The organism is Amycolatopsis samaneae (genome assembly GCF_039541975.1).
In the GTDB taxonomy this organism is placed as follows: Bacteria; Actinomycetota; Actinomycetes; order Mycobacteriales; family Pseudonocardiaceae; genus Amycolatopsis; species Amycolatopsis samaneae.
On record NZ_BAABHG010000005.1, the window covers coordinates 96,512 to 119,984 of the forward strand.

Here is a 23,473-nt window from a genome sequence, read left to right on the forward strand (position 1 = left end):
CCGCCGTTGCCCGGACGGCCCGTCCGTTCGGCCGAACGGCGCCGGCGGGGTGCGCCGGGTGCCGAGCGGGCCCGGCGGCGTTCCGCGCCACGCTCGCGCACCTGGCAGGCTAAGGGCATGGCTGACGATCACCGCACGGGCCGACTGGTGTCCGGCTTGGGCCCCGCCGAAGCGGACACGGTCCTGCTTCCGCGCTTTCCGGGGAACGGGGCGATCGTGTGGCCCACGCGTGACCTCGACGCCTGGCGGCCCTACGACGAACTCGCCATGCAGGCGGTGCCCCGGATCCCTGGCGAACGCGACCTCGAACCCGCCGTTGTGGGCTCCGGTCGTTCCCTGGCCCGTTCCAGCGGCCGGATCGCGGTGGCCTCGATGGCGAGCCGCGTCACCGGGTTCCTCGGCAAGGTGCTGCTGGCCGCCGTGGCGGGCACCGGGGCGGTGAACGACTCGTTCAACATCGCGAACACCCTGCCCAACATCGTGGTGGAACTGCTGCTCGGCGGCGTGCTGGCGAGCGTCATCGTCCCGCTGCTGGTGCGTTCGCACGACGATCCGGACGGTGGGCAGGCCTACGCGCAGCGGTTGGTCACGATGGCGCTGGTGGTGCTCGCGCTCGGCACGGTGGTGGCCGTCGCGGCCGCGCCGGTGTTCACCGCGATGTACGTCGACCGGTCCTCGCCGGAGGCGAACCCCGCGCTGGTCACCGCGCTGGCCTACCTGCTGCTGCCGCAGATCCTCTTCTACGGGTTGTTCGCGCTGATCTCGGCGATCTTGAACGCGAAGAACGTCTTCGGCCCGCCGGCGTGGGCGCCGGTGCTGAACAACCTGGTGATGATCGCCACCCTGACCGGCTACGCCCTGATGTCCGGCGAGATCTCCCTGGACCCGGTCCGGATGGGCGATCCCAAGCTCCTCGTCCTCGGGATCGGGGTGACACTGGGCATCGTCGTGCAGGCGCTGACGCTGCTGCCCGCCCTGTTCCGCGGCGGGTTCCGGTTCCGGTGGCGATGGGGCCTGGATCCCCGGATGAAGGAGTTCGGCGGGCTCGCCGCGTGGATCGTCGGCTACGTCGCGGTCAGCCAGGCCGGTTTCGTGGTCACCACCCGGGTGCTGACGCACGGCACGACGGGCGGGGTGACCGCCTACACCTACGCGTGGCTGCTTTTCCAGCTTCCCTACGGCGTGCTCGGCGTTTCCCTGCTCACCGCGATCATGCCCCGGATGAGCCGGTCCGCCGCCGACGGTGACACCCGGCGGCTCGTGGGCGACCTGTCCTTCGCCGCCCGGCTGTCCACCGTGGTGTTCGTGCCGGTGTCCGGTGTCCTCGCCGTCGTCGGGGCGCCGATCGGGATCGTCGTCTTCGTCACCTGGGGCACCAGCACGCTGGCCGACGCCGACCGGCTCGGCCAGACGCTGGCCATCGCGGTCTTCGGGCTGTTGCCCTTCGCGCTGGTGATGTTGCAGCTGCGGGTCTTCTACGCGATGAAGGACGCGCGCACGCCGACGTTGATCATGATCGTCATGACGGCGGTGAAGATCCCGCTGTTGTTCCTGTGCCCGCTGCTGCTCGACGGCGAGCACATCGCGCTCGGTGCCATGCTGGTCAACGTCGCGACCTATTTCGTCGGCGCCATTCTCGGCCAGGTCTGGCTCTGGGTACGGCTGGGGCACCTGCGCAGCAAACGCGCGCTCCGCGTGGTCCTGTACTCCTGCGTCGCCAGCGCGCTCGGCGCCGGGACCGCCATGCTGGCGGGTTTCGCGGTCCCCGCGGTGCTCGGCCCGGTGCTTCAGGCGTGGATCAAACTTCCGCTGGAAGCCCTGGTGGGACTCGTCGTCTCCTTCGGCGTGCTCGCCGCGCTGAAGATCCCGGAAATGAGCCCGATCACCCGCCGGGCCGCCCGCTTCCTCCCGGTCCTGCGCGCCCGCGCCTAGCTTCGTCGATGGCCGCGCGCCGTCCCGTCACCCCGAGATCGGATAGGCGGACTGAAAGGCGAGCCGGGCGTCGGCGCCCGCCGCGACGCGGTCCAGTTCGTCGTCGAGCGCCAGGTAGACCTCCCACGGCGGGCGGCCGGACGCGGCGGCCAGCCGGTCGGTCACCAGCTGTTCCAGTTCCACGACACGTTTAGCCTTCCACACCTTGTCCGCGAGGCTGACCACCAGGTCCGCCATGCGCACGCCGGGCGCCGCCCACGTGGCGTGTGTCCTCGCGAAACGCGCGAGGTCCTCCTCGACCCCTTGGGCCAGCAACAGCTCGTAGCCGGCTTCCTCATGCGCAGAACCGGGCCCGGACAGCTCGCCGGGATGCGCCACCTTGCCGATGTCGTGAATCGCCGCGCCGAACGCCACCGCCGCACGGTCCAGCTCCAGGTCCGGATAGTGCCGCTGGAACCACTCCGTGAGCTGACAGGCCACCTCGTGCACCGCACGCAGATGAGCGGCCAGCCGGGGCGGGGCCTGGAGCTGTTCGAGCAGTCGTGCGGCACGAGCCGGTAGCGGACGCAGCGCCGGGCTACCGGGGTCGGTCAGGGCGCGGTGCAGCGAGGTGGCGGACACCGCGACCACGCTACCGGGCTTTCACCGGGTCTCGCCGCGACTGATCCGCTCCACCGCGTCCTTGGCCTCCTTCAGGCCGGCGCCGGTGACCTCCCGGTAGCGCTTGATCGCCACGATCTTCTTGTCTTGGCGCAGCAACGCTTCCACTTCGCCGGCGAGTTCGGTGCCCGGTTCGTCGACACCGAGGTGGCCGAGCACGAGATCGAGCTTGCGCTCCACCCGGGCCAGCCGGTGCTCCAGCGATTTGGTGCCCTGGCTCGCGTACGCGAGCACTCCCAGGAACAACAGCGCGATGACCAGCCACAGCAGTGCGTTGTCCACTCGCGCAGCGTACGGGGAGCACCGTGCCGGTGGGCGAAAGGGGGCCAGAGCGTGCTGGGCGAGTGGCCCGAAGTCGCCTGCCCGCAATGGCCGAGACCACCGGGAAGGGGTCAGCGGCGACCCATGTTCTGGAGGACTTCGACGAGCCGCTTCTCCGCCTCCTGGTCGGTCGCGTGGTAGAGCCGGGCGGAGGTCCGCACCTTCCAGGCCAGCGCCGACGTGGTGGTCTCCAGGGCTTTGACGTGCTCCCGCCAGTTGCCGCCGCACGTGGCCAGCGCGGGGGAGGACTGCCAGCCGTTGTTGCCCCGCACCGCGTTGTCGCCGCTGGTGAACAGCGCGGCGGTGATCCGCCCCGCCTCCTCGGCCACGGCGGCGAGATCGGCCCCGGCCTGGTCGATCTGGGGCGGTTCCATGTGGATCTTCGGCGGCGTCATCGATGTCCCTCCGGTTACCAGGTCCGCTTCGGCCGGACCACCGTGATTTCCTGCTGTCCGGTGGTGATCTGGTAGTCGGGCATACGCCCGTTCAGGCTGGCGTCCTTCCGGTCCGCGTTGTGCTGGGTGTAGTGGATGTCGCCGTCCGGGGTGACCCCGGTGACCAGGCCGACGTGGTGGGTGCCCCCGATCGGCGTGTCCCCGCTGCCTTTCTGGGTGAAGTAGACGAGGTCGCCCGGCCGCGCCTGGTCCGGCGGGATCTGCCGGCCGCCGTTGCCGAGCAGGAACTGCTTCTGCGCGTCCGCCAACCGCCAGCTCGGCGAGCTGGTCTTCTCGTCGATCTTGAACGGGTCGGGGAGATCCGAGCCGATGCTGGTGCCGCTGTACCACTCGTCGGGGTCGTGGTCGTCGAAGCCGCCCCCCTTCTCGGGGAGTCCGCCCTCCCGCATCGCGTGGGAGATGAAGTTCGTGCAGTTCTCGGAGAAGTTGTCGATGTCCTTGTTGTGCGCGTTCTGCTGGGCCCAGCGGATCGCGTCGATCGCGTTGTAGCCGTCGGTGCCGCGCAGTTCGGCCTTCACGTCCTCGGGAATGCCGTTGAGGTCGTACAGTTCCACGGGGACCGCGCGCTCGTACTCCTCGCGCTGCCGGTCGGTGAGCGAGTCCCACCATTTCCGTACGAGCTCCGGGCTCTGGCCCGTCGGGAGCGTCTCCTTGAACATGGCCAGCTGATCCTGCGAGGCCGTTTCCTGATCGGCGAAGGCGTCGTCCAGACTGGTGCGGTCCACCTTGGCACCGAGCTTGTTCAGCTCGGCGCCCGCCGTCTCGTCGATCTGGGTGGCGGCCGCGGTCGCCTGGGAGATCAGGTGATTGGCCTGCGCGAGCTCCCGCTGCTCGTCGGGGGTACGTCGGCGAGTGTCCGGAAAGGACGCCTTGCCGGTAGCTTCGTCGATGACCAGACCGCACTGGCGCGCGTAGTCCACCGCGGACTGGAGTGCCCGCTGGGCGAGCTGCGCGGATTCGCCGAGACCCTCGAGGACGAGTGCTACGGCGCGGATGGTGACCCCGGCGACCCGATAGGAGTTCGCCAGGTCGCCGAGCTCGTTGACGGCCAGATCGCCGACCTCGTCCTTCCAGTGGTCGGTGACCTTGCCCGCACCCTGGTGGTAGATGTCCGTCGCGGACTGCTCGCACTGCTGGGACAGGGTCACCCAGTCGTTCGCGGCGGCTGTCCACCGCGTGGGATCGGCGTCGCGAAGCGCCTGGTAGGTAACCATGCCACCAGCCAATCACGGTGGTCGTCCGCGAGTGCCGCGATGGCAGTTTGCGGCCAGCGCACCGTGCCGCGGCCGGCGGGTCGGCACAGTGGGAGCCCGAGGGGAAGGGAGCAGCGGTGGGCGACGAGATCAACGCGGACCTCGATCCGGCAGCGGCGGCGGCGATCCGCTTCCAACGGGATCACCCGGCCGGGGGCAAGAAGGCCAAGCTGGAAGACGCATTGGGCGCCGGGGCGGCCCATCCCGGCTGGGCGGCGTCGTCGATGAACGCAACCTGCGTCTACAACTGGGAAGTGCGGCTACGGCAACTGGGCAGGGCTGCGGAAGAGGCGGCCGACGGCGTGACGAAGTCGATGGACATCTACCTGACCGCGGACACGACGGCCGCGGGCGAGCTGCGCCGGAACGCCCAGTGGCTGGAGGGGGCCTGATGCTTTCCGTGTCCGTGGTGCGGAACGCGAAGCCGCAAGCGTGGCGGGACGCGGCCGACGACGCCACCCAAACCGCGCAGCACTGCCGGGACGTGGCCTCGGGCGCGCGGTACGTCGCGTACACCCTGACGCAGGCCTGGCCGGACGACGCCGGAAAGCAAGCGCGGCAACGGTTCGTGCAGCACGCCGCGGACTACGAGATCGCGGGCACGGTGCTGGCGAAGCTGGTGACCGTGTACGACGCGTTCGCGGGCCACATCGACGACGCGCAGCAGATGCTGAACAGCGCGCTCGACTACGCCCGCCAGAACGAGCTGACGGTCGGCGACGACGGCAAGGTGACCGGTAAGGCCGAGAAGGGGCCGGAGATCCGCACGGCGGGGCAACTGGTGGCCGGGGCCCTCAACTACGCGACCACCTGGGACCAGACGACGGCCAACTGGCTGCGGACGATCGGCAGTCTCACCGCCGAGACCGATCCGGAGGTGGTGAACCTGCGGCTGGAGCACGGTGGTGACAGCGCGAGCGATATCGCGAACCGGCTGAAGAACCGGCCCGACGACGTGCACGAGCTGGACATTCCCCCGGAACTGCTGGACGAGGTCCGCAGGATCGCGAAGGAAACCGGGATCAGCGAGGGGCTGCTGACGGCGATCCTGTGGCAGGAGGAGCAGTGGTACCAGAACTGGGAAAAGGATGGCGGCCTGGTGACGGAGTTCGGGCACATCCTGAACGAGGAAGCGCAGGGCCTCAAACCCGACAAGTCGCTGGGCATCACCCATATGAAGCTCGACGCCGCCCGGGAAGTGATCAGTAAGAACCCCGCGGCATTCACCGAGAACGGGAAATATCTGGGCGACCTGGCCGATCTGGATTTGATGCAAAGGATTGAAAAGGACCGCAACCTGGATGTGAAGCTCTCGGGATACTATCTCGCCGAGCTGAGGAAGAACCCCTATGGGGCGGAAACCGACAAGCAGCTGTTCATTCTGTATTCCACCGGGGATGATCCGGCCACGCGAGCCAACAACCACCGGTACGGTGATGCCACCGAGCCCCGGCAGAACGACATCCTTCCCCGGGCGCGGAACTGGGACCGGCTCCAGCCCCGGCTGGCCGACGCCGCGGACTGGGCTTCGCTCTCCTCGGCGGAGCGCCAGCGGGCCCTGTCCGGTGCCGCCGATCAGACGCATGTGGGGGAGAAGGTCGACCTGCACCCCGTCTACGGCTCCGACACCACCGCCGACGGCAGGAAGAACTACCCCCGCCCGGGAGCACCCCGCTGAGGTCGATCACCCGCGGCGGCGTCGCTCCGCCCTGGTGGCTTCGTGTCCTGACCAGCGCGTTCGCGCGGGTCAGCCACGGAAGGTGACCTGCCTGCACGCCCGTTTCCGGGGCACGCTAGAGTACTTACATCGCACTCCACGGAGCGCGGGTCCGGGCTGTGGCGCAGTTTGGTAGCGCACTTGACTGGGGGTCAAGGGGTCGCAGGTTCAAATCCTGTCAGCCCGACCGGACAGGTAGTAGGAAGCGCAGGTCAGGGCCTTGGATCACTTCGGTGAGACAAGGCCCTGAGTTGCGTTTGGGGCCTGTGGTCTCACATTTTCTCACGAACGCTTGTACTGCTTGTCAGCCAAGCAGCGCGTCGAGGTGCCCGGCCGCGGTTTCGAGATGGGCGACATCCGGGTCGACGTAGACCCGATCGGCGATCGTCAGGTCGCCGTGGCCCGCCCGGGCGGACACGATGGGGCCCGGAACCCCGGCCATCCGCAGGTAGGTCCGACAGGCGTGCCGGGCGTCGTACCACCTCGCACGTCTCACAAGCGCCCTCCATCAGCTCTCTCGCCCCAGACGAGCGTCCGGATGTTCTCACCGGCCTTGATGGTCGGAGACTTTGCGTCCAGGTCGACGTGCTCATCCCACCTCAGCTCGCGGACCTCCGCAGATCCAGCCCGATCAACGTCAGCAACATGTCTGCTTCCAACCGGTGCCCGGCCAGGCGCGCGAGAAACTTCCTGACTTCGTCCGCGTCCCACGGCCTGCGCTGAGTCTTGGCCGCACGTGCCTGCCTACGCGCCTCCCGCGGTATGGGCGACGTTGCGCACTACGCGCTTCCGTCGCACCGCCACGGTGAGCGCAGACCGGAGCCGCCCGAGGGTGAGCTGCTCGGATCGAGCACTCAACCCCCGTACCTGTCTTGCCTCAGCGAGTGCGGCTGGTACGCGATTTGAGCGTGCTCTGCGCACTGCGGTCTGTGCGCGTGGGTCTATTCGATGCGATTCCGAGATGGGGCTAGTCAGCTGTCATCGAAGAGGTCACGTTGCTGTTCAGGCTTGGGCATCTTCGTCGCTGAATCGGGTATGGGTAGAACTCCAGATGACACGAGATCTTCGATCTTGATCAGAGGGCCTGCGACGATTTTCGCTAGTAGTTTGTCCTGCGCGGGTGCTAGGGCCACGCAGCGTCCCAGCACATTGAGTAGATCGAGTAGCTCGGTGGTCATAGCAGGGGTCCACGTGGTGGCGACGATGTCGTTGAGCGGTGATGCTCGGGTGCCGTCCGGGTTCTTCTTCCGGTATCCGAACCAGTGTTTCACCACTCGCATTCCGGAAACTTCGAATGCCATCACCTCGGGCGAAACCGGCGCGATGACGCCGTCGCCGATGTGGAGTGCGCGGTTCGGCTCGTCGTACCGCATCCTCTCGGGCATGCCATCTGGTGTGTCAGGAATGCCGACCTGTACGGTCGGCCTAGCAGATTTCATCCGTGGCGCTGCTGCCGGACGATCTGCACTCGGATCTATACAGCGTTCGCCATATGTGTGAAGCCATAGAACCTCCTGCCCCAGGTTCACTGCGGCATGCCACAAGGTTCGGCTTCCTGTCAGCGGAATCCGCACCCCGGGGCGTTTTAATTCCTCGGCGAACCGACGGGTGAAACCCTGGTGTGCGGTGACGGCGGCCAGATAGAAAACCAGTTCCTCGGAGGTGACCGTGCATTTAAACTGTTGGGACAGATGGTGAAGTAGTCCAGGGCTGACGTTGTTCGAGGTAGCCCGAGAATCTCGGTACAACGGAAGAACACGACCGCCGTGATGCCCCATGAAGCAGTCCATATCAGGAATCAGTGAGGAGAAGACTAAACCTGGCCCACCCATGAGCGGCTGCGTGTGCTGCTCGATGACGAAGATCTGCGCGTCCGAATTCGTGTACCACAGTGATGGGCTTGGTCGGTGTTGAAGCCTGCCGTCCGGGATAATCCATTTGCGATCGAAAGACCTGTGTGCTACGCGGCGCAACGGTGGACACGGACCGACCTCGGTTCCGATGGTGCCGGCATGCGCGGCCATTCCCGGCGTCTGAGCCTTCTCCGAGTTCACTTGGGTGGCGCTCGTTTCCTTCAGCAACAATGGTTTCTCGGATTGCGGTGCTTGGATCAACGTTGCCCAGCGCTCACGCAATGTTCCAGGCTCCGGGGCGTAGACCCAGGTCCGGTTCGGTTTCACGCCTGGTGCGGCCCAGGGCATTAGATCGGTGACTGATGGCATCGAAGCCCATGTCTCGGACTCGTCGACGTCGAACGGCGCATCCCAACTGTTCGAGCATAGTTGCCACCGGGCATCTTCGACCGTCAACCCCACCAACGAAGAGCCCTTGTCGTTCACTGTCCCCTCGACGTATGTGCGGTGTACTTGCGCGGGGACTTCAGGATCGGGTCCGCCTCGTCGGATGAACACCGCGACGCAGAGCGGCTGCTGGTTTTCGCGGAAGAACCGGGTGTTGACCGGAGGCTGATGCCCTTCGGGAGTGAGGTCGATGATCCATCCCTCATCGGCTGTACGACGGAGGTACTCACGCATGCCCGCGAAACCTGGCCCCGCCAGAAAACCCGCGGAGCAGACGAAGGCAACGACTCCCGATGGGTGTCCGGGATGCGCGTCGAACGCCTTCCAGGTCGCCCAACGCCAAAAGTATACGTACTTGTTCGACAGCACGTGCTCACGGCGTCCGTTTTCCGCCCTCCGAAACGCCTTCAGTCCCGGGGCATCCCTGCCTGCACCTGATTTCTCCACCCATGGCGCTGTACCGCCTGCTTTGTCGGCGTATGGCGGGTTGCCGATCACCACCATGACAGGTTCTTCGCGCTTGACCTGGTTGGCGCCGCGGCGGGAACGATCTATCGCCTCATACATCTTTCCCAGCGGCAATGTCTGTGCATCGGGGTCGTCCAAGGTGTCCGCGAGGAAACGACGCTCGCTGTGAGGCACCTCGGATCGGTGCCGCTTCTTTAACAGGCTGTGCACTCGTAGCTCGGCGACCGCGTACGGGGCGGCCTGGTTTTCGAAGCCGATCAACCGGCCTGCCAACTCTCGTAGGTGGGGGGCGACAGCGCCTGGTCCCTCCTCTAGGGCAATGGTCGAAGCGACCGTGTTGACGACCTCGGCGAGGAAACTTCCGGTCCCCATCGCCGGGTCGACCACGATCACATCCCGTTCGGCGAAGCCGAGCCGACGGCCTAGTCTCTTCCGGAGTACCTCGTCGACGAAACGAGTGATGAAAGAAACTAGCGCCGTCGGCGTGTAGTAGACGCCGCTCTTGCGGCGCAGTGCCGGGTCGTAGTTGTCGAGAAAGTTCTCGTAGAGCATCGCATAGGATTCGTCGGGGAAAGCTCCCCAGTCGACCACGCTCAGCACTCTGAGCATCGTTGTGAGCGCGATGCTCAACTCGTCCTCTGGCTGGTCGGTCAGTACGGTAAGCGCTCGTCCCATCAGTGAGTGCTTCTTGCCGAGCAACCGCGCGATCTCATCGATCGAGCGCCCTTGGAAACTCACGCCCTCAACCCTGGCCAGCAGCAGAGCGAACGTGATCGTCTGCGCGTACTGGTCGGCGAACTGCGCGTCGGTCAGGTTCGGGAAGAGAACCTGGCGCCAGTCCGTCGCCAACATGCTGAATGTCTGCTGGCGAGCACGGCCGGTGCGTTCTCGGTCTAACTCGGTGGCGACGTCGTCACGGAGGAGACGACAGAGATTCGACGTTAAGCGTACAAGATCATTCAGTGAACGTGGTCGCTCTGGTTCCCAGAGCAGGAAGTCGGTCATGACCCGGGCGAACGCGCTGCTCTGCGCACGTAGCTTCTCGCCGGCACTACTGAGTCCTGGCGTCAAGCGGGCGACCTCGCCCTGCAGTTTTCCGAACTTGTAGCGCGCGAACTGCTCGCCGTCGCTGTAGAGTACATTCGGCAGCAGTTGGAACTTCTCCCACTGCTCCTTGTCATGCGCGGAAGGTTTCGACCAGGTTCCAGGTATCCCGTGTCCTGGCTTCTTCAGTTCGACGTAACCGACGCGGGCCCCTGCCACGTCGATAGCATAGTCGGGGCGAAGAGACAGGTCTGGCAGGCGAGTCTCGCCGATGGTTGTAACTGGAAGGCCGACGCTTTCTGCGATCGCGGTGAGCATCTTTTCGAATGGTCCGCGTAGATGATCTTCCTGAGAGCCGTGGCCGGTATGGAGCTTTTGTGTTACGGCGCGACCGAAGTCAGAGATTACCAACTCAAGGCCCGGTGTGCCGTTCGTTGCTGGAACTCGGCGATCTCGACGCATGTCCGTCTCCCCGCTCCCGTCACGCCCTCTTTCTTTAACAAACCTTGTCGTGGACGGCGTGTCAGCGGCTCAATGGGTGTTAGAAGATCTCTTTGAAGACGCGGAGCGTAAGTGTGTGTTTCACTTCCCTCACATCCGCATCATCTGCAAGTCGAGGTGCGTAACCATGCCGCCGTTCGAGTGAGCGGGAAGCATGGGTCCGCGTGGCGGACGTGCGGCGCGGGCATCCTGCAGGCGTTGCTCGCATCGTATGTAGAAGCAAGTCGGTGGTAGTTGGAGTTCGGAGGGAACATGCACAATTCTTTTGAATATAAGTTTAAAACCCATGCACTACCTCCTCGTTTGGTGTATCTATTTTCGGCATCCAACTGGAAAACGCTACGTGGTGTAGGATAAAGCTTGAGTCACTTCGTTGGCTTAGCGAGGATTCGTCAACGGCAGCGTTAAAATGCTGTGGCATCGTCGCAAGGTGCGTGTCGCGGCGAAACGTAACCGCAGGTGAGCACGGTATGTCACTCACCGCTGCGTGGCGTCTGGTGTACCGATGCGGCGGTCGCGGAACTGGCTGTGCGATGCTCGGGCTGGTGAGCGAAGCTCGGGTTCGTGCGGACCGCCGAGGTCGAACTGCTGGAGGGTAGCCCGACCACACGAGGGTTAAGTCGGCCTGCCGGAAGTGAGGGTGCGTGGTTCGAGACCACGTCGTTCAGCAGGCCGCCGCCTGCCGACTCGTGCGTGACAGGCGATGGTAAAAGATGGTTATGTCGGTGGCTGCTGCTGTACTTTGGCGGCCTGGTTCTCCCGATACCAGCGCATCTCGTCCTTGAGGTTGAGCAGCATCATGATCAACCCGGCGAGCAGGCACGGCAGTGCCAAGAGGAGGAGCGGCAGAACGACGAATCCGATGACGGTAGTCAGTAAACCGACTAGGCAGAGTAGTCGTTCGGTCTTGATGCGACGCGTCATCGGAATCAGGACTGGAGTTCGCCGGGTCGGGGAGGCGGAGTGTGACGTCGGCGCGGGGTAAGCGGCGTTTGCTCTGCGGGTGCGGCGACGTGTGCTGGTGGTGTAGCTCAGCCCGGTCCCTGGCGCGCTGATCGTTGTTTGCATGCCGCCGCGGGCACGTTTAGTCACCCGTATCCCCTTGCCGCCGACGGAGTAGCCTACTTCGCTCTTGGACACGGTCATGCGCACACCCGGCGCCACCCTGAACGACTTGCGGTACCTGAATCCCATGCCAGCCTCCCGAGATATCGCAATATCCGTCGTTGGCATGCCATCCCGTCGTTACGCGGGCAACATCACGATCCAGGCACGGTCACCGTCGGCCGAATCTTGTCAGCCCGACCAGACGCGAAAGCGGGCCTGTGATCAGCATATAGCTGATCACAGGCTCGCTTTGCTGTGCGGCACGCGTTCGCCGGCGGCTCGCCGCGGTCGAGGTAGCCGCCCGGGATTTCCCAGCGGTTGCCATCTCACGGTTCGCCAACGCCACGTTCGGCGACGCGAGGGGAGGTGACTGTGCTGCGTGAGCTGCTGCGCACGACGGTGTGATTCGGCGAGTTCCTGGGTGTGCCCGGCGTGGCGCTGCACGCACTTTCGCGACGGCAGGTGGGGGCTGCTGTAGGCATCGGGTCGTCCTTCATGGGCCGTAGGACGGAGAGCGGCACTCGCCGATATAGTCCCCCGGAGTCCATCCCCCAGCACGTGGCCGACGCTGGCGATCCGGCGAGGAATGAGATCGATGACCATCGTGGCGAGGCATTCCGTCGACACCGACCAGGCGCGGAAGCAGATCACGGCGCTGGCGCCGAAAACGGGCTTCTACCTCGACATCGTCGCGGAGAACACCGGTGCCCTGTCCACGGTGTGGCGCCGAGCGCTGATGCTCGGGCAGTACCGCACGGTCGTCGACCCGGGTGCGGAGTCCCCGGAGACCTGGGAGGACCTGGGCCTCGCCGCGCGGGCCGCGGCCGCCGTCTTCGCCGCGGCCACCGCACCCGCCGGCGACGAGGTCACCGCCGTGGTCGGCCGTCCCCTGACGTTCACCGCCACGGGTCCCAGCGACGACGCGCACCCCGGCGCGTGGGTCACCGCCGCCTGGCTCGCCGTGCTGCAGCGGGACGACGCGGTGATCCAGCAACTGGCCGCGGTCCCGCTCGACGTGCTGCGCGCCTCGGGCGTCGAGCACGACGCGTACCTGATGCCGTGGGTCGAGACGCTGCGGACGTTCCTCGCACACCGCGAGGTCACCCCGGAGATGTTCATGCCCGTGATGGGCGGCACCGACCCGGACGCCGCGCGGTTCACCCCGCCCGAGGCGATGCTGCAACTCGTGTATCCGCCGATCCGGATGTTCTACTACCTGCTGCGCCGTGACACGGAGAAGTTCACCGAGGCGTACGTCGCCGCGCTGGAACGGCACCGCGCGTTCTGGACCGCCGAGGGCCGCGAGGACGACCCCAGTGGTTTCCTCGCGCTGGCTCCGCTCGCGGTGGCGGTGCTGGCCCGCACCGTGGGCATGACCTTCGACGTGCGGTCCGACTACGCGCCGGCCAACCTGCTTTCGGGCGTCGTTCCCACACGGAACGACTGATCGCGGCGGGGTGTTTCGCGAAGCACGGTCAACTCGTTCGCGACCCCGTGCTGGCGCAGCGGCGCCCGTCGGGCGATTTCCGGTTTGCCACTGCGTCTCGGCCAGCGTCGCCCGCCAGCGGGCGTTACGAAACGGCGGTAGGAGACCCGGTCCTACCGGGCCAATTTGCCATTGGAACACGTGCGGGTTGCTCCTGCTCGGACGTGTTCCGGAGCATCCTCGGTTCCAGCGGAGGCATGCTGGTCAGGCGTGGCGGCGACGGCTTCGCCGAGGACCACGGCGAGATAGCCGGCGGTGCGGCCGGTGGACATGGGCGCGCGGGGGCGGAGATCGTTGTCGGGTCTGGGTGGGAACCGCGCGACGGCGCGCAGGAGGTAGCGCAGGAGCTCATGCCGCGACGATTCACTCGATGGAGTTAACGCCGTGTGGTGCGCGCTTACTCGGAAGTGTCGGACGTGGGTGCTCTACTCGATGGCCAACGTTCGCGCGACTTGGGAGGGTTCCGCTCGATGGTTGAGATCCGCACACGGCCCGATGGCACGAAATACCCGATCACCCCGAAGAAGGGCGGAGGCGGCATCGCCGTGGCGGGCGTGGCCGCGCTGGCGATCGCCGGAGGCGGCGGCGCGATCGGCCTCGGCGGCGGCGCCGTAGGCGGAGCCGGGACCACGGCCGAGAGTCTGGCGGGCAACATGGTGGGCGACGTCGCCGATTCCCTGCCCGGCCGCAATGTCGGCACGCGCCGTGCCGAAGGCCGCAAATCAGCGCAGCGTGGGAAGTCCGACGAGGCATGGAGCCGGATGAAACTCAAGGAGCTCAAGAGGATCCCGAAACGTGAGCTCGAGTGCCTGGCCGCGGCGACCGACCGGGTGCGGGACTTCCTGCTCCGCACGCCGTGCACGTCGCTGGATCGTGTTCTGCTCGCCGTCGGCGACGGGCACGGAAACGCGGCCGTGGTGTCGGTGGTCCGGGTCGAGTTCCGCACCACGACGCAGGCCAAAGCATTCGAGCGGGTTGAATCCGTGCAGGGCAGCGGCGACATCAAGCCGTTGGCCAGCTCACTGCTGGGGCTCGCCAACGTGAAGTTCACCGGGCACCACTACCACTCGCGGCCGGACAAGACCGCCAGGGTCGTCGCGGAGACCGAAACCGCAACCGGGCACATCGACGCCGACACGCTCGACGCCGCTGCGGAGATCGCGGCGTATCTGCCTGTCAGGTGATCCCGATCCCCGCGCACACGGGGTTGTTCCAGACCTGAGGGGGCCGGACGGATACCGGGCCGGAGGCGCACCGGCGGGCGGTGCGCCTCCGGCCTCGGTGCTACCGGAGCCCGGAGTCGACGGCGTTCATCAGCTCGCCGGTGTCGCCGGACATCTCCCAGGCCATGGCGCCGAGGAGCCCCTTCGACTTCAGCCAGGCCATCTTCTTCCCGATCGACCACGCGTCGTCGAATGTCCACCACTGACCCTTGTCACCGGTGAAGCAGTACGTCGCGATGGACGGTTCGGCGTGGTAGACGGTGCAGTTGGGCACGCTCGCCTTGAGGTTCGCGTACCCGCGGGTGCCCGCCTCCTCGGCGAACTGGCCCGGTGCGGCGCCGTTGGCCGCCTGCCACGCGCCGTGCTTGCCGCCGTCGGTCACGCTCTGCCAGCCGCGTCCGTAGAAGGCTAGCCCGAGGGTCAGTCTGCGTGGATCGACGCCCGCGTCGGTATAGGCCTTGACCGCGTTCTCCACGCTGAAGTGGAAGTTGTACGGGTCGTCGGCGTCGGCGTACAGGTTGCCCTGGTGGCCGGTGCGCAGCGGTTCCCACGAGTTGTCACTGCCGGACCCGTGGAAGTCGTAGCCCTGCACGTTGGCCACGTCGAGCGACTGGAACACCTTCGGCAGCTCCCAGCCCGCGGCCACCTTGCCGGGGTCGGCGGGGGTGAACGCGTGCAGCTGGTAGCGCTTTCCAGAGGTCGCCCCGTAGGCGTCGAGCTGGCTGCGGAACTCGGCCATCAGTGCCGTCAGGTTCTGCTTGTCGTTCGCGTTCCAGTGGTTGCCGGGGTGCCCGTCGGGACTGCCCGGCCACTCCCAGTCGATGTCGATGCCGTCGAAGATCCCGGCCGCGGTGCCCGGCCCGCCGGCACCGCCGTAGGACGCGATGTTGCCCTTGATCCAGGTGTCGACGCACGAGCTGACGAACTTCTTCCTGGACGCGTCGGTGGCCGCGGCGTCGGAGAAGTACTTCGAGTACGTCCAACCGCCTAGCGAGACCAGGATCTTCAGGTTGGGGTTGAGCTTCTTGAGCTTCTTCAGCTGGTTGAAGTTGCCGCGCAGGGGTTCCCAGCCGGTGTCGGCCACTCCGTCGATCGACTGGTCGGCGGAGAAGGGCCGTGAGTAGTCGGCTTCGGCGTCGCCCGCCCCGTCGCCCTGGTTCGGGTCCTGCGGGTTCGAGGTGGTGCCCTTGGTGACCCCGGACATGCAGGTGAGGTTGACCGGGTCGATGTTCTCGAACGCGTACAGCAGGTGGGTCAGCTTCTTCGCGGCGCCGGTCGTCTGGAGGTTCTTGACGAAGTACTGGCGGCCGTAGATGCCCCACTGGACGAAGTAACCGACGCGAGCGTAAGCGTCGACGATGTCCCCGGTCTTCGCGGTGACGGCCGCGCTCGCGGCGGACACGTTGTCGTAGCCGTCCTTCGCCCGCACGGTGAAGGAGTACGAAGTGGACGGTGCGAGCCCGGAGACGGTGGCCGACGTCGTGGTCACCGTGGTGGCCAGCTTGTCACCCTGGTAGACGTCGTAGCCGACGACACCGGTGTTGTCGGTCGAAGCGCTCCAGGACAGCGAAACGCTGCTCGACGTGGTGGCGGTCGAGTGGACGTTGCCCGGGACGGAGGGCGGCTGGGTGTCGCCGGCCGGGTCGTTCGTGGTCACCGAGAGCGGCGCGCTCGCCGGCGACTTCGTGCCCTTGCCGTCCTTCGCGACCACGGTGAAGCTGTAGTCCGTCTTCGGGGTCAGCCCGGTGATGGTCGCGCTGGTGCCGGTGACCGACGTGGCCAGTGTCGTGCCCTGGTAGACGTCGTACCCGGTGACCGGCAGCGAGCCCGGCGCCGAGGCGTTCCAGCTGAGCGAAACCGTTTTCGTCGTCTTCGTGACCACAGTCAGCTTCGACGGCGCGGTCGGCGGGGTGTCCGGCGAGCCGTCGCAGTTGGCGTCGTCGATCCGGCACTGGGCGGGTTGAGCCGCCGAGCTGAGCCGGAAGGTCGGGTTGTACGGGAACGTGGAGGCGCCCGGCTGCAGGGTGGCGATGTAGAACGCGGGGGTGAGTGTGACGAGGTTGCCCGCCTGCGTCACGGTTCCGTTCTCGCCGGTGCTGGCGGTGACCCCGGACGGCACCTGGAAGGTGATCGACCAGTTGCTGACGGCCGAGCTGCTGGTGTTCTTGACGGTGTAGGAGCCGTTCGTGCCGTCGAGCGCGAATTGCGCGGTCAGCCGGCCGGCGGCCTGGGCGGGGGCGGCGGCCGCCGCGACGCCGCCCAGTGCGAGCAGTGTCGCGGCGAACGCGGAGCGTAACCGATGGGGTGTGCGTCTCATGCGGTTCTCCCAGTGAGACGGAGGGACGGTAACCCTGTGTTGTCCGGTACCGATCTGTGGTCTAGACCACACAACAATGTAACCCCGCCGTTGTGGAAGGTCTAGACCAAATTGGCCCAACCGACATACTGGCGGTTGTTCCTTCGTCGATGTAGCATTTTCCGACATGAGTGAAGGAACTGGCTCGCGGGCCAGGGCGAGGCATCTCGGGCCGGAGCGGCGGCGTCCGCAGATCCTGGACGCCGCGCTGGTCATCGCGGTGGAGAAGGGGGTCGCGGCCGTGACGATCGGCGCGGTGGCCGACCGGGTCGGGGTGACCCGCCCGGTGGTCTATGCCTGCTTCGCCGACCGCGTCGAGCTGCTGCGCGAGCTGCTGCGGCGCGAGGAGGAGTACCTGCTCGGCGACGCCCTCGCCGCACTGCCGCGCGGGCGGGCCGACGCCGACGAAAGCGTGTTCACCCACGGTTTCCAGGCGCTGCTGGAAACGGTCGCCAAGCGTCCGGACTCCTGGCGGATCGTGTTCGACGCCGATCCGGATCCGGCGGTCGCCGACCTGTTCGGCCGCGGGCGCGGGGTGGTCGCCGAGCACTTCACCCTGCTGCTGCGCCCGACACTGGAGCGCTGGGGGACCAGCGACGCCGAACGCAAGCTGCCGGTACTGGTCGAACACTTCATGTCCGCGAGCGAGGGAGCGGTCCGTTCGCTCCTGCGCGAGGGGGCCACCTGGACCCCGGCCGAACTCGGCGCGTTCGTCGGCGCCGCCGTCTACCGCGCCTTCCGAGACGCGTGAGGAGAACGAACGTGCCCCCATCCCGGATGCTGGCCGGACACGGCTGGCCCTTCGACGCGGACCGCCCGCACGAGGATCACGGGCTCTTCGGCCCGAACTCGCCGACCTGGCGGGTCTGGACCAGCCCGACGGCGTTGATCGCCTTCCTGCGCTCGATCGTCGTGGAGAGCTTCGACCCGTTCCTGACCGCGGCGGTCGACGACTCCGACGGTGTCCGCCACGACCTGCGCGGGCGGCTCGACAGCACGCTGACGTACTTCACGATCGTGGCGATCGGCGACAGCCGCGCGGCGATCGAGTCCGCGGAACTGCTGACGAAGGTGCACGCCCGCGCGACCGGCGTCGAACCGATCAGCGGGCGGCGCTACAGCGCCAACAATCCCGACAGCCAGCTGTGGATCCACGTCACCGGATGGCACTCGAACCTCTACTGCTACGAGCGGTACGGGCCGGGCCCACTGTCCACATCGGACGAAGAACGCTACTGGGCGGACTGCGTCACCGCGGCGGAACTGCAGACCTGCGATCCGGCGAAGGTGCCGCGCGGCCGGGCCGACGTCCGGGACTACTACGCCGACGCGCGCAAGCGGCTCTGCGTGTCCGAACGCGCCGTGGGGCTCATCAAGCACTTTCTGCGCCCGCCGCGCCAAAAGGGCGAGCCGTTGTTCTGGCCCGCGAGCAGGGCGTTGAGCGTCGCGACGGTGGCCACCGTGCCACGCTGGATGCGGCGGCTCGGCGGATTCGACCAGCCCGCCGCGCTCGACGCCCTCGCGCGGCCCGCCGGACGCGCGGTCGTGCGGGCGCTGACGCCGCTGCCCCGGCGGCTGGCGATGGTCGATCGCATCGCGCCCTCGATCCGGCCGGTATGGCAGCAGGCCCTTTCCGGCCCGCCACCGGTGCGGGACGAGGTCCTCAGCCCGGCGCGGGCACGGGAACTGTACGGGCACCAGGGCACCCGATCCGCGAAGGCCGCGGGATAAACCAGATGACCGGCGCCGCGCCGGGCACGGAGAATATTCCCCATGGATGGGGAGGAAGCGCTGTCGCGGTTGCGCGACGCCGTGGCGCTCTGGTACGTGGATCTCGGCCGTTCGGCCGCGATCGTCTACGCCGCCTGCGATCTGCTGGTCACCGGGATCGACGGCCCCGCGGTCGTCGCACTGGCGGCGGTGAACATCGGGGTCGCCGACGAGGAGGTCCCCGGACTGCTCGACGCGGCACTGGTCGAGGTCGGGATCACGCCGGAGGTGAAGGGCAGCGCCGCCGCCGACGAGAAGGGGCTGCGCATGCTCGCGGCGCGCGCGATCGCGGGCGAGCTGACGCCGCGGGCGTTCGTGACCTGGACGCACCGGCGGTTCGACTACTTCGTGAGCGACGTCATCGACGGTATCCACCTGTTCCACGAGAACTACTCGCTCCTCGAAGATCCCTATGTGCGCGACCTGGTTCCCGAGACCCGGGAAGAGATCGACGCGCAGGTGCTCGCCGAGGCATGGAAGCTGGCGGTGCGCTGATGCGGCGGGAGGAAACGCTGTCGCGGCTGAGGGAAACCGTCGCGCGCTGGTACGCCGACCAGGTATCTGCGGGCGACATCGTGTTCGCGGCCTGCGATCTGCTGGTCGCCGGGATCGACGGCCCTGCGGTCGTCGCGGTCGCTGCCGTGGACGTGAGCGCCGCGGACGAGAAGGTCCCGGAGTTGGTCGAAGAGCTCCTTCGCGAAACCGGTTTCGCGGTGCCGGGCCGGGGGAGCGACACCGCCGACGAGCACGCGTTGCGGGTGCTGGCGGCGTTGACGGCGGCCGGTGCGCTGGAGCCCCGCCGGTTCCTGTTCTGGGCGGCGGCGCGCTGTGCCCAGGACGGGATGGTGTTGGCGGATCGTCTGTCCAGCCTCGAGGGCTCCTACGAAGCAATGAGGTTTCTCGGGGGAGATCCCGAGCGCCTCGACGAGCAGGTGCTCGACGAGGCGCACAGGCTGGCGGGCCGATGAAGGGCGAGGAAGCGCGGTGGCGGCTGCGCGAGACCGTCGTCCTGTGGCACGTCCACGAGGCGTCGGCGAGCGACATCGTGTACGCCGCCTGTGATGTGGTGGTCGCCGGAGTCGACGGCCCGGCGGTCGTCGCGCTCGCCGCGGCGAGCGCGCGCTGGGCAGAGGAGGAAGTAGGCGAACTCGTGGACGACGCGGTCCGCGAGGTCGGCTTCACCCCGGCAGGTGGGGCCGCGATCGAACAGGCCTTGTGCCTGCTGGCCACCCGCGCCGTCGCGGGCACGATGACTCCTCCGGATTTCGCCGCGTGGGCCGATGTGTGGTGTGGCTTCGACACACCGCTCGCGGAACGCCTTGTCGCTCTCTGCCGTGAGTACGACGTGTTGGAGTACCCGAGCGAGGCCCGCTACGAGGTCGACGCGCGCGTGCTCGCCGAGGCTCGCAGGCTCGCGGCGGAGTGGTTCAGCGCCCGGTGAAGGTGGCCTTGCCGGGACCGTCGGCAAGGAAGGACTTGACCGCGTTGCGCAGATCCTCGGTCTCGTACAGCTCGGCAGCGATCGTGGTGACGTGCGCGTTCGCCTCCGGGACCCCGCCGTGGGCGAAGTGCCCGAGAATGCGCTTCGTCGCGGCGTGGGCGCGGGTGGGGCCGTCGGCGAGGGAAGCGGCGAACGCGCGCGCCGCCTCGTCGAAGCCGTCGGTGGGGAGCACCCGGTTGACGACGTTCCAGCGTTCGAGGGTGGCCGCGTCGTAGGTGTCGCCGGTGAAGACGAACTCCTTCGCCCGGCCGATCCCGGCGCGTTCGGCGAGCCGCTGCGTGCCGCCCATGGTCGGGGTCAGCCCGACGACCTTCTCCACGAGGCCGAACTTCGCGCGCTCGGAGGCGAGGATGACGTCGCAGGCCACCGCGACCTCGAAGGCCCAGGTGAGGCACAGGGCGTGCGCGGCGAAGACGGTCGGGAACCCCAGCGCCGCGATGCGGTCGGGCAGGGTGAGCATCCGGTCGAAGAGCGCCTTCGCCTCGACGGCCGAATCCTGCGCGTCGAACAGGGAGACGTCGACCCCGCCGCTGACGATCCTGCCCTCGGCCCTGATCAGCAGCGCGCGGGCCGGTTCGGCTTCGAGCCGCGCGACGGCGTCGGCGAACCGGTCGTGCAGCTCGGCGGTGTAGAGGTTCAACGGCGGGGCGTCGATGGTGAGCACGGCGAGGCCGCCGTCGCGTTCGAGCCGGACCAGTGCGTTGTCAGCCATGCTCATCCTGTTTCTTCGGCGTCGAGGAGGACGTCCCAATAGTGCTGGGCGTCGGGACGCCAGTCGACGTGTTTGTGATGGAACAGATCCGCCGCCTCGGCACCGCACCAGCCGGTGGGCAGCAGCTCGGCGGGCAGGCGCGGGTCGAGGAAGGGGAACCGCCGCCATTCGTGCACGAGCTCGGTCTGCGCGCGCAGCGTCGCGCGGCCGCCGGACGGGCGGAGCGCGGCGAACCGGCCGATGAACCGCTCGTACCGCTCCTCGAGCTCGGTGAGGTCCCACGACTGCGCGACCATGGCGTCCTGCTCGCCGATCTCGCCGTAGGCCGCGACGAACGACAGCGCCTGCGTGGTCAGGCCGAGTTCGGCGAGGATGCGGTCGGCCTCGGACTGGCGCGCGAGATCGGCGCTGATCCACACCCCGGCCACCGGCGAGCCGAATCCCGACCAGGTCAGCTGGGTGCGCAGGCGGTGGCGGAGGTCGCGTTTCGCCTCCGGTACCGAGATCAGCAGGATCAGCCAGCGGCCGTCCCAGGCTGGCACGTCCCTGCCGAAGGTGTAAACGCGTTCCGCGGCCTCGGTGAGCAGCCGCCGCCCCGGCGGGGTCAGCGACCAGCGCACCCGGCGGCCGAGCCGTTCGGACACGATCCAGCCCTCCGCCGCGGACCGTGCCAGCGCCTGCCGCGCGGATTTCTCTTCCACGCCAAGGAAACCGAGTACGTCCACCAGCATCGAGGTCCAGACCGGGGTGCCGCGGGGAAGCGCGAACTCACCCAGCACGGTCATCAGGAGTGACCGGGCGCTGGTGTGGCTCACCTCGCGGCGTCTGCTGACTTGCGGCCGGACCGCGGTGGTGCGTGGCTCCGCCATCGTTGGTTCACCGACCTCACTGCTCGGGTCGTGCTGGCGCGATTTCGGAAACCCGATCAGGTTACCGACTCAGTGTGATCGGGACGCTACTCCGCATGGAGTGATGATCGATGCCGCTCCTCGGCCTGACGGCGGCTCTCCTAGAATCGGGGGTCTCATGAGCGCCACACTCGTCGCGAAGGATCTCGCCGCCGCCCACGGCGACCGTACATTGTTCTCCGGTCTGGACCTCGTCGTCGCGCCGGGCGACGTCGTCGGTCTCGTCGGCGTGAACGGCGCCGGGAAATCGACCCTGCTGCGCACACTCGCCGGGCTGAACCGCCCCGAACACGGGGAGATCCGGCTCAACCCACCGACCGCGACCGTCGGGCATCTGCCGCAGGAACCCGAGCGGCGCCCCGGCGAGTCGGTCCGGGCCTTCCTGGCCCGCCGCACCGGGGTCGCCCTCGCACAGGCCGAACTGGACGTCGCGACGGCCGCGCTGACCGAGGGCGCGGCGGGCGCGGACGAGCGGTACGCCGTCGCGCTCGACCGGTGGCTGGCGCTGGGCGGCGCGGATCTGGACGACCGCGCCGGCGAGGTGGCCGCCGATCTCGGGCTCGCGGTGGACCTGGAGCAGCCGATGGTGTCGCTCTCGGGTGGCCAGGCGGCGCGGGCCGGGCTGGCCTCGCTGCTGCTGAGCCGCTACGACGTCTTCCTGCTGGACGAGCCGACCAACGACCTCGACCTCGACGGCCTCGCGCGGCTGGAACGGTTCGTGACCGGGCTGCGGGCGGGCACCGTGCTGGTGAGCCACGACCGCGAGTTCCTCGCGCGCACGGTGGACCGGGTGGTCGAACTGGACCTGGCGCAGCGGCAGGTGCGCTCCTACGGCGGTGGCTACGAGGCCTATCTGGAGGAACGAGCCGTCGCGCGGCGGCACGCGCGCGAGGACTACGAGGAGTACGCCGACACCCGCGCGGCGCTGGAGGCGCGGGGGCGGATGCAGCGTGCCTGGATGGAGAAGGGCGTCAAGAACGCGCGCCGCAAGGCGCCCGACAACGACAAGAACGCCCGGAAGTTCCGGGCGGAGGCCACCGAGAAGCAGGCATCGAAGGCCCGCCAGACGGACCGGATGATCGAGCGGCTGGAAGTCGTCGAGGAGCCGCGCAAGGAGTGGGAACTGCGCATGGAGATCGCCGCGGCGCCCCGCGCGGGCGCGGTCGTGGCGACCCTGCGCGGTGCCCTCGTGCGGCGGGGCGGGTTCACGCTCGGGCCGGTGGACCTGCAGATCGACTGGGCGGACAAGGTAGCGGTCACCGGTGCCAACGGCGCGGGCAAGTCGACCCTGCTCGGCGCGTTGCTCGGCCGGATCCCGCTCGACGAGGGCGGCGCCGCGCTCGGGCCCGGCGTCGTCGTCGGCGAGGTCGACCAGGCACGGCGGCTGTTCCTCGGTGAGCACCCGCTCGCCGAGGCGTTCGCCCGTGAGGTGCCCGAGTTCGCCGACGCCGAGGTCCGCACGCTGCTGGCGAAGTTCGGCCTGAAGGCGGCGCACGTGCTCCGCCCGGCGGCGACGTTGTCACCGGGGGAGCGGACCCGGGCCGCGCTGGCGCTGCTGCAGGCCCGCGGGGTCAACCTGCTCGTGCTGGACGAGCCGACCAACCACCTCGACCTGCCCGCGATCGAACAGCTCGAATCGGCGCTGGACGAGTATCCCGGCACGTTGCTGCTGGTGACGCACGACCGGCGCATGCTCGACGCCGTGCACGTCACCCGCCGCCTCGAAGTGGCCGAGGGCAAGGTCACCGAATCCTGAGTG

General features: G+C 67.9%; 21 protein-coding genes and 1 tRNA gene. 12 read left to right on the top strand and 10 right to left on the bottom strand.

Annotated elements, in window-relative coordinates; genetic code table 11:
* Positions 1 to 117: 117 nt before the first annotated feature.
* Complete coding sequence (gene murJ, locus ABD987_RS14040; RefSeq protein ID WP_345391916.1) at positions 118 to 1,932, top strand: murein biosynthesis integral membrane protein MurJ; 1,815 nt, start codon at positions 118 to 120, stop codon at positions 1,930 to 1,932.
* A gap of 27 nt (positions 1,933 to 1,959) precedes the next feature.
* Here murJ and ABD987_RS14045 read toward each other — a convergent pair whose 3' ends face one another.
* The 4 genes from ABD987_RS14045 to ABD987_RS14060 all read right to left on the bottom strand — a co-directional run bounded on the left by ABD987_RS14045 (position 1,960) and on the right by ABD987_RS14060 (position 4,582).
* Positions 1,960 to 2,553, bottom strand: a complete 594-nt coding sequence (locus ABD987_RS14045) for an HD domain-containing protein (RefSeq protein WP_345391920.1) — start codon at positions 2,551 to 2,553, stop codon at positions 1,960 to 1,962.
* A 21-nt stretch (positions 2,554 to 2,574) separates the two neighbouring features.
* On the bottom strand, positions 2,575 to 2,874 hold the full coding sequence (locus ABD987_RS14050) for a ribosomal protein L7/L12 (protein WP_345391923.1): 300 nt from the start codon (positions 2,872 to 2,874) through the stop codon (positions 2,575 to 2,577).
* A 110-nt stretch (positions 2,875 to 2,984) separates the two neighbouring features.
* Positions 2,985 to 3,308 carry a type VII secretion target gene (locus ABD987_RS14055; RefSeq protein WP_345391926.1) on the bottom strand — a complete coding sequence of 108 codons (324 nt, stop codon included), beginning with the start codon at positions 3,306 to 3,308 and terminating at the stop codon, positions 2,985 to 2,987.
* Between the two features lie 14 nt (positions 3,309 to 3,322).
* Positions 3,323 to 4,582: an amidase domain-containing protein gene (locus tag ABD987_RS14060; RefSeq protein WP_345391929.1), complete on the bottom strand. Its 1,260-nt coding sequence runs from the start codon at positions 4,580 to 4,582 to the stop codon at positions 3,323 to 3,325.
* Positions 4,583 to 4,698: 116 nt separating this feature from the next.
* Here ABD987_RS14060 and ABD987_RS14065 point away from each other — a divergent pair, with 116 nt between their 5' ends.
* From ABD987_RS14065 to ABD987_RS14075, 3 genes are all read left to right on the top strand, one after another.
* Positions 4,699 to 5,013 carry a hypothetical protein gene (locus ABD987_RS14065; protein WP_345391932.1) on the top strand — a complete coding sequence of 105 codons (315 nt, stop codon included), beginning with the start codon at positions 4,699 to 4,701 and terminating at the stop codon, positions 5,011 to 5,013.
* Entirely contained in the window at positions 5,013 to 6,299 is a 1,287-nt protein-coding gene (locus ABD987_RS14070; protein ID WP_345391935.1) for a hypothetical protein, read from the top strand. The genes ABD987_RS14065 and ABD987_RS14070 overlap by 1 nt, the downstream gene beginning before the upstream one ends.
* A 152-nt stretch (positions 6,300 to 6,451) precedes the next feature.
* Positions 6,452 to 6,525 (top strand) — tRNA-Pro (locus ABD987_RS14075).
* Between the two features lie 117 nt (positions 6,526 to 6,642).
* On the opposite strand, the gene ABD987_RS14080 is transcribed toward ABD987_RS14075, so the two are convergent.
* The 3 genes from ABD987_RS14080 to ABD987_RS14090 all read right to left on the bottom strand — a co-directional run bounded on the left by ABD987_RS14080 (position 6,643) and on the right by ABD987_RS14090 (position 11,884).
* Positions 6,643 to 6,834 carry a site-specific integrase gene (locus ABD987_RS14080; protein WP_345391938.1) on the bottom strand — a complete coding sequence of 64 codons (192 nt, stop codon included), beginning with the start codon at positions 6,832 to 6,834 and terminating at the stop codon, positions 6,643 to 6,645.
* 475 nt (positions 6,835 to 7,309) lie between these two features.
* Positions 7,310 to 10,468 carry a type ISP restriction/modification enzyme gene (locus ABD987_RS14085; RefSeq protein ID WP_345391941.1) on the bottom strand — a complete coding sequence of 1,053 codons (3,159 nt, stop codon included), beginning with the start codon at positions 10,466 to 10,468 and terminating at the stop codon, positions 7,310 to 7,312.
* 900 nt (positions 10,469 to 11,368) lie between these two features.
* Positions 11,369 to 11,884 carry a DUF4236 domain-containing protein gene (locus ABD987_RS14090; protein WP_345391944.1) on the bottom strand — a complete coding sequence of 172 codons (516 nt, stop codon included), beginning with the start codon at positions 11,882 to 11,884 and terminating at the stop codon, positions 11,369 to 11,371.
* A gap of 469 nt (positions 11,885 to 12,353) precedes the next feature.
* Here ABD987_RS14090 and ABD987_RS14095 point away from each other — a divergent pair, with 469 nt between their 5' ends.
* Both ABD987_RS14095 and ABD987_RS14100 read left to right on the top strand, forming a co-directional pair.
* A complete protein-coding gene (locus tag ABD987_RS14095; protein ID WP_345391947.1) occupies positions 12,354 to 13,205 on the top strand; it encodes an immunity 49 family protein in 852 nt (283 codons plus the stop codon).
* A gap of 455 nt (positions 13,206 to 13,660) precedes the next feature.
* Complete coding sequence (locus ABD987_RS14100; protein WP_345391950.1) at positions 13,661 to 14,428, top strand: hypothetical protein; 768 nt, start codon at positions 13,661 to 13,663, stop codon at positions 14,426 to 14,428.
* A gap of 100 nt (positions 14,429 to 14,528) precedes the next feature.
* Here ABD987_RS14100 and ABD987_RS14105 read toward each other — a convergent pair whose 3' ends face one another.
* A complete protein-coding gene (locus ABD987_RS14105; protein ID WP_345391953.1) occupies positions 14,529 to 16,784 on the bottom strand; it encodes a glycosyl hydrolase family 18 protein in 2,256 nt (751 codons plus the stop codon).
* 166 nt (positions 16,785 to 16,950) lie between these two features.
* Here ABD987_RS14105 and ABD987_RS14110 point away from each other — a divergent pair, with 166 nt between their 5' ends.
* The 5 genes from ABD987_RS14110 to ABD987_RS14130 are packed head-to-tail and all read left to right on the top strand — an operon-like array spanning position 16,951 to position 20,034.
* A complete protein-coding gene (locus ABD987_RS14110) occupies positions 16,951 to 17,574 on the top strand; it encodes a TetR/AcrR family transcriptional regulator (RefSeq protein WP_345391956.1) in 624 nt (207 codons plus the stop codon).
* Between the two features lie 11 nt (positions 17,575 to 17,585).
* Positions 17,586 to 18,554: an oxygenase MpaB family protein gene (locus tag ABD987_RS14115; RefSeq protein ID WP_345391959.1), complete on the top strand. Its 969-nt coding sequence runs from the start codon at positions 17,586 to 17,588 to the stop codon at positions 18,552 to 18,554.
* Positions 18,555 to 18,596: 42 nt separating this feature from the next.
* Positions 18,597 to 19,088: a hypothetical protein gene (locus ABD987_RS14120; RefSeq protein WP_345391962.1), complete on the top strand. Its 492-nt coding sequence runs from the start codon at positions 18,597 to 18,599 to the stop codon at positions 19,086 to 19,088.
* Positions 19,067 to 19,561 carry a hypothetical protein gene (locus tag ABD987_RS14125; RefSeq protein WP_345391964.1) on the top strand — a complete coding sequence of 165 codons (495 nt, stop codon included), beginning with the start codon at positions 19,067 to 19,069 and terminating at the stop codon, positions 19,559 to 19,561. The genes ABD987_RS14120 and ABD987_RS14125 overlap by 22 nt, the downstream gene beginning before the upstream one ends.
* Complete coding sequence (locus tag ABD987_RS14130) at positions 19,558 to 20,034, top strand: hypothetical protein (protein WP_345391967.1); 477 nt, start codon at positions 19,558 to 19,560, stop codon at positions 20,032 to 20,034. Before ABD987_RS14125 ends, ABD987_RS14130 begins: the two co-directional genes overlap by 4 nt.
* On the opposite strand, the gene ABD987_RS14135 is transcribed toward ABD987_RS14130, so the two are convergent.
* Positions 20,021 to 20,806: an enoyl-CoA hydratase/isomerase family protein gene (locus ABD987_RS14135; protein ID WP_345391970.1), complete on the bottom strand. Its 786-nt coding sequence runs from the start codon at positions 20,804 to 20,806 to the stop codon at positions 20,021 to 20,023. The genes ABD987_RS14130 and ABD987_RS14135 overlap by 14 nt on opposite strands.
* A gap of 2 nt (positions 20,807 to 20,808) precedes the next feature.
* The gene (locus tag ABD987_RS14140) at positions 20,809 to 21,675 is read right to left on the bottom strand and encodes a PaaX family transcriptional regulator (protein WP_345391973.1); all 867 of its coding nucleotides are present in this window, start codon (positions 21,673 to 21,675) and stop codon (positions 20,809 to 20,811) included.
* 157 nt (positions 21,676 to 21,832) lie between these two features.
* Here ABD987_RS14140 and ABD987_RS14145 point away from each other — a divergent pair, with 157 nt between their 5' ends.
* The gene (locus ABD987_RS14145) at positions 21,833 to 23,470 is read left to right on the top strand and encodes an ABC-F family ATP-binding cassette domain-containing protein (RefSeq protein WP_345391976.1); all 1,638 of its coding nucleotides are present in this window, start codon (positions 21,833 to 21,835) and stop codon (positions 23,468 to 23,470) included.
* Positions 23,471 to 23,473 lie beyond the last annotated feature (3 nt).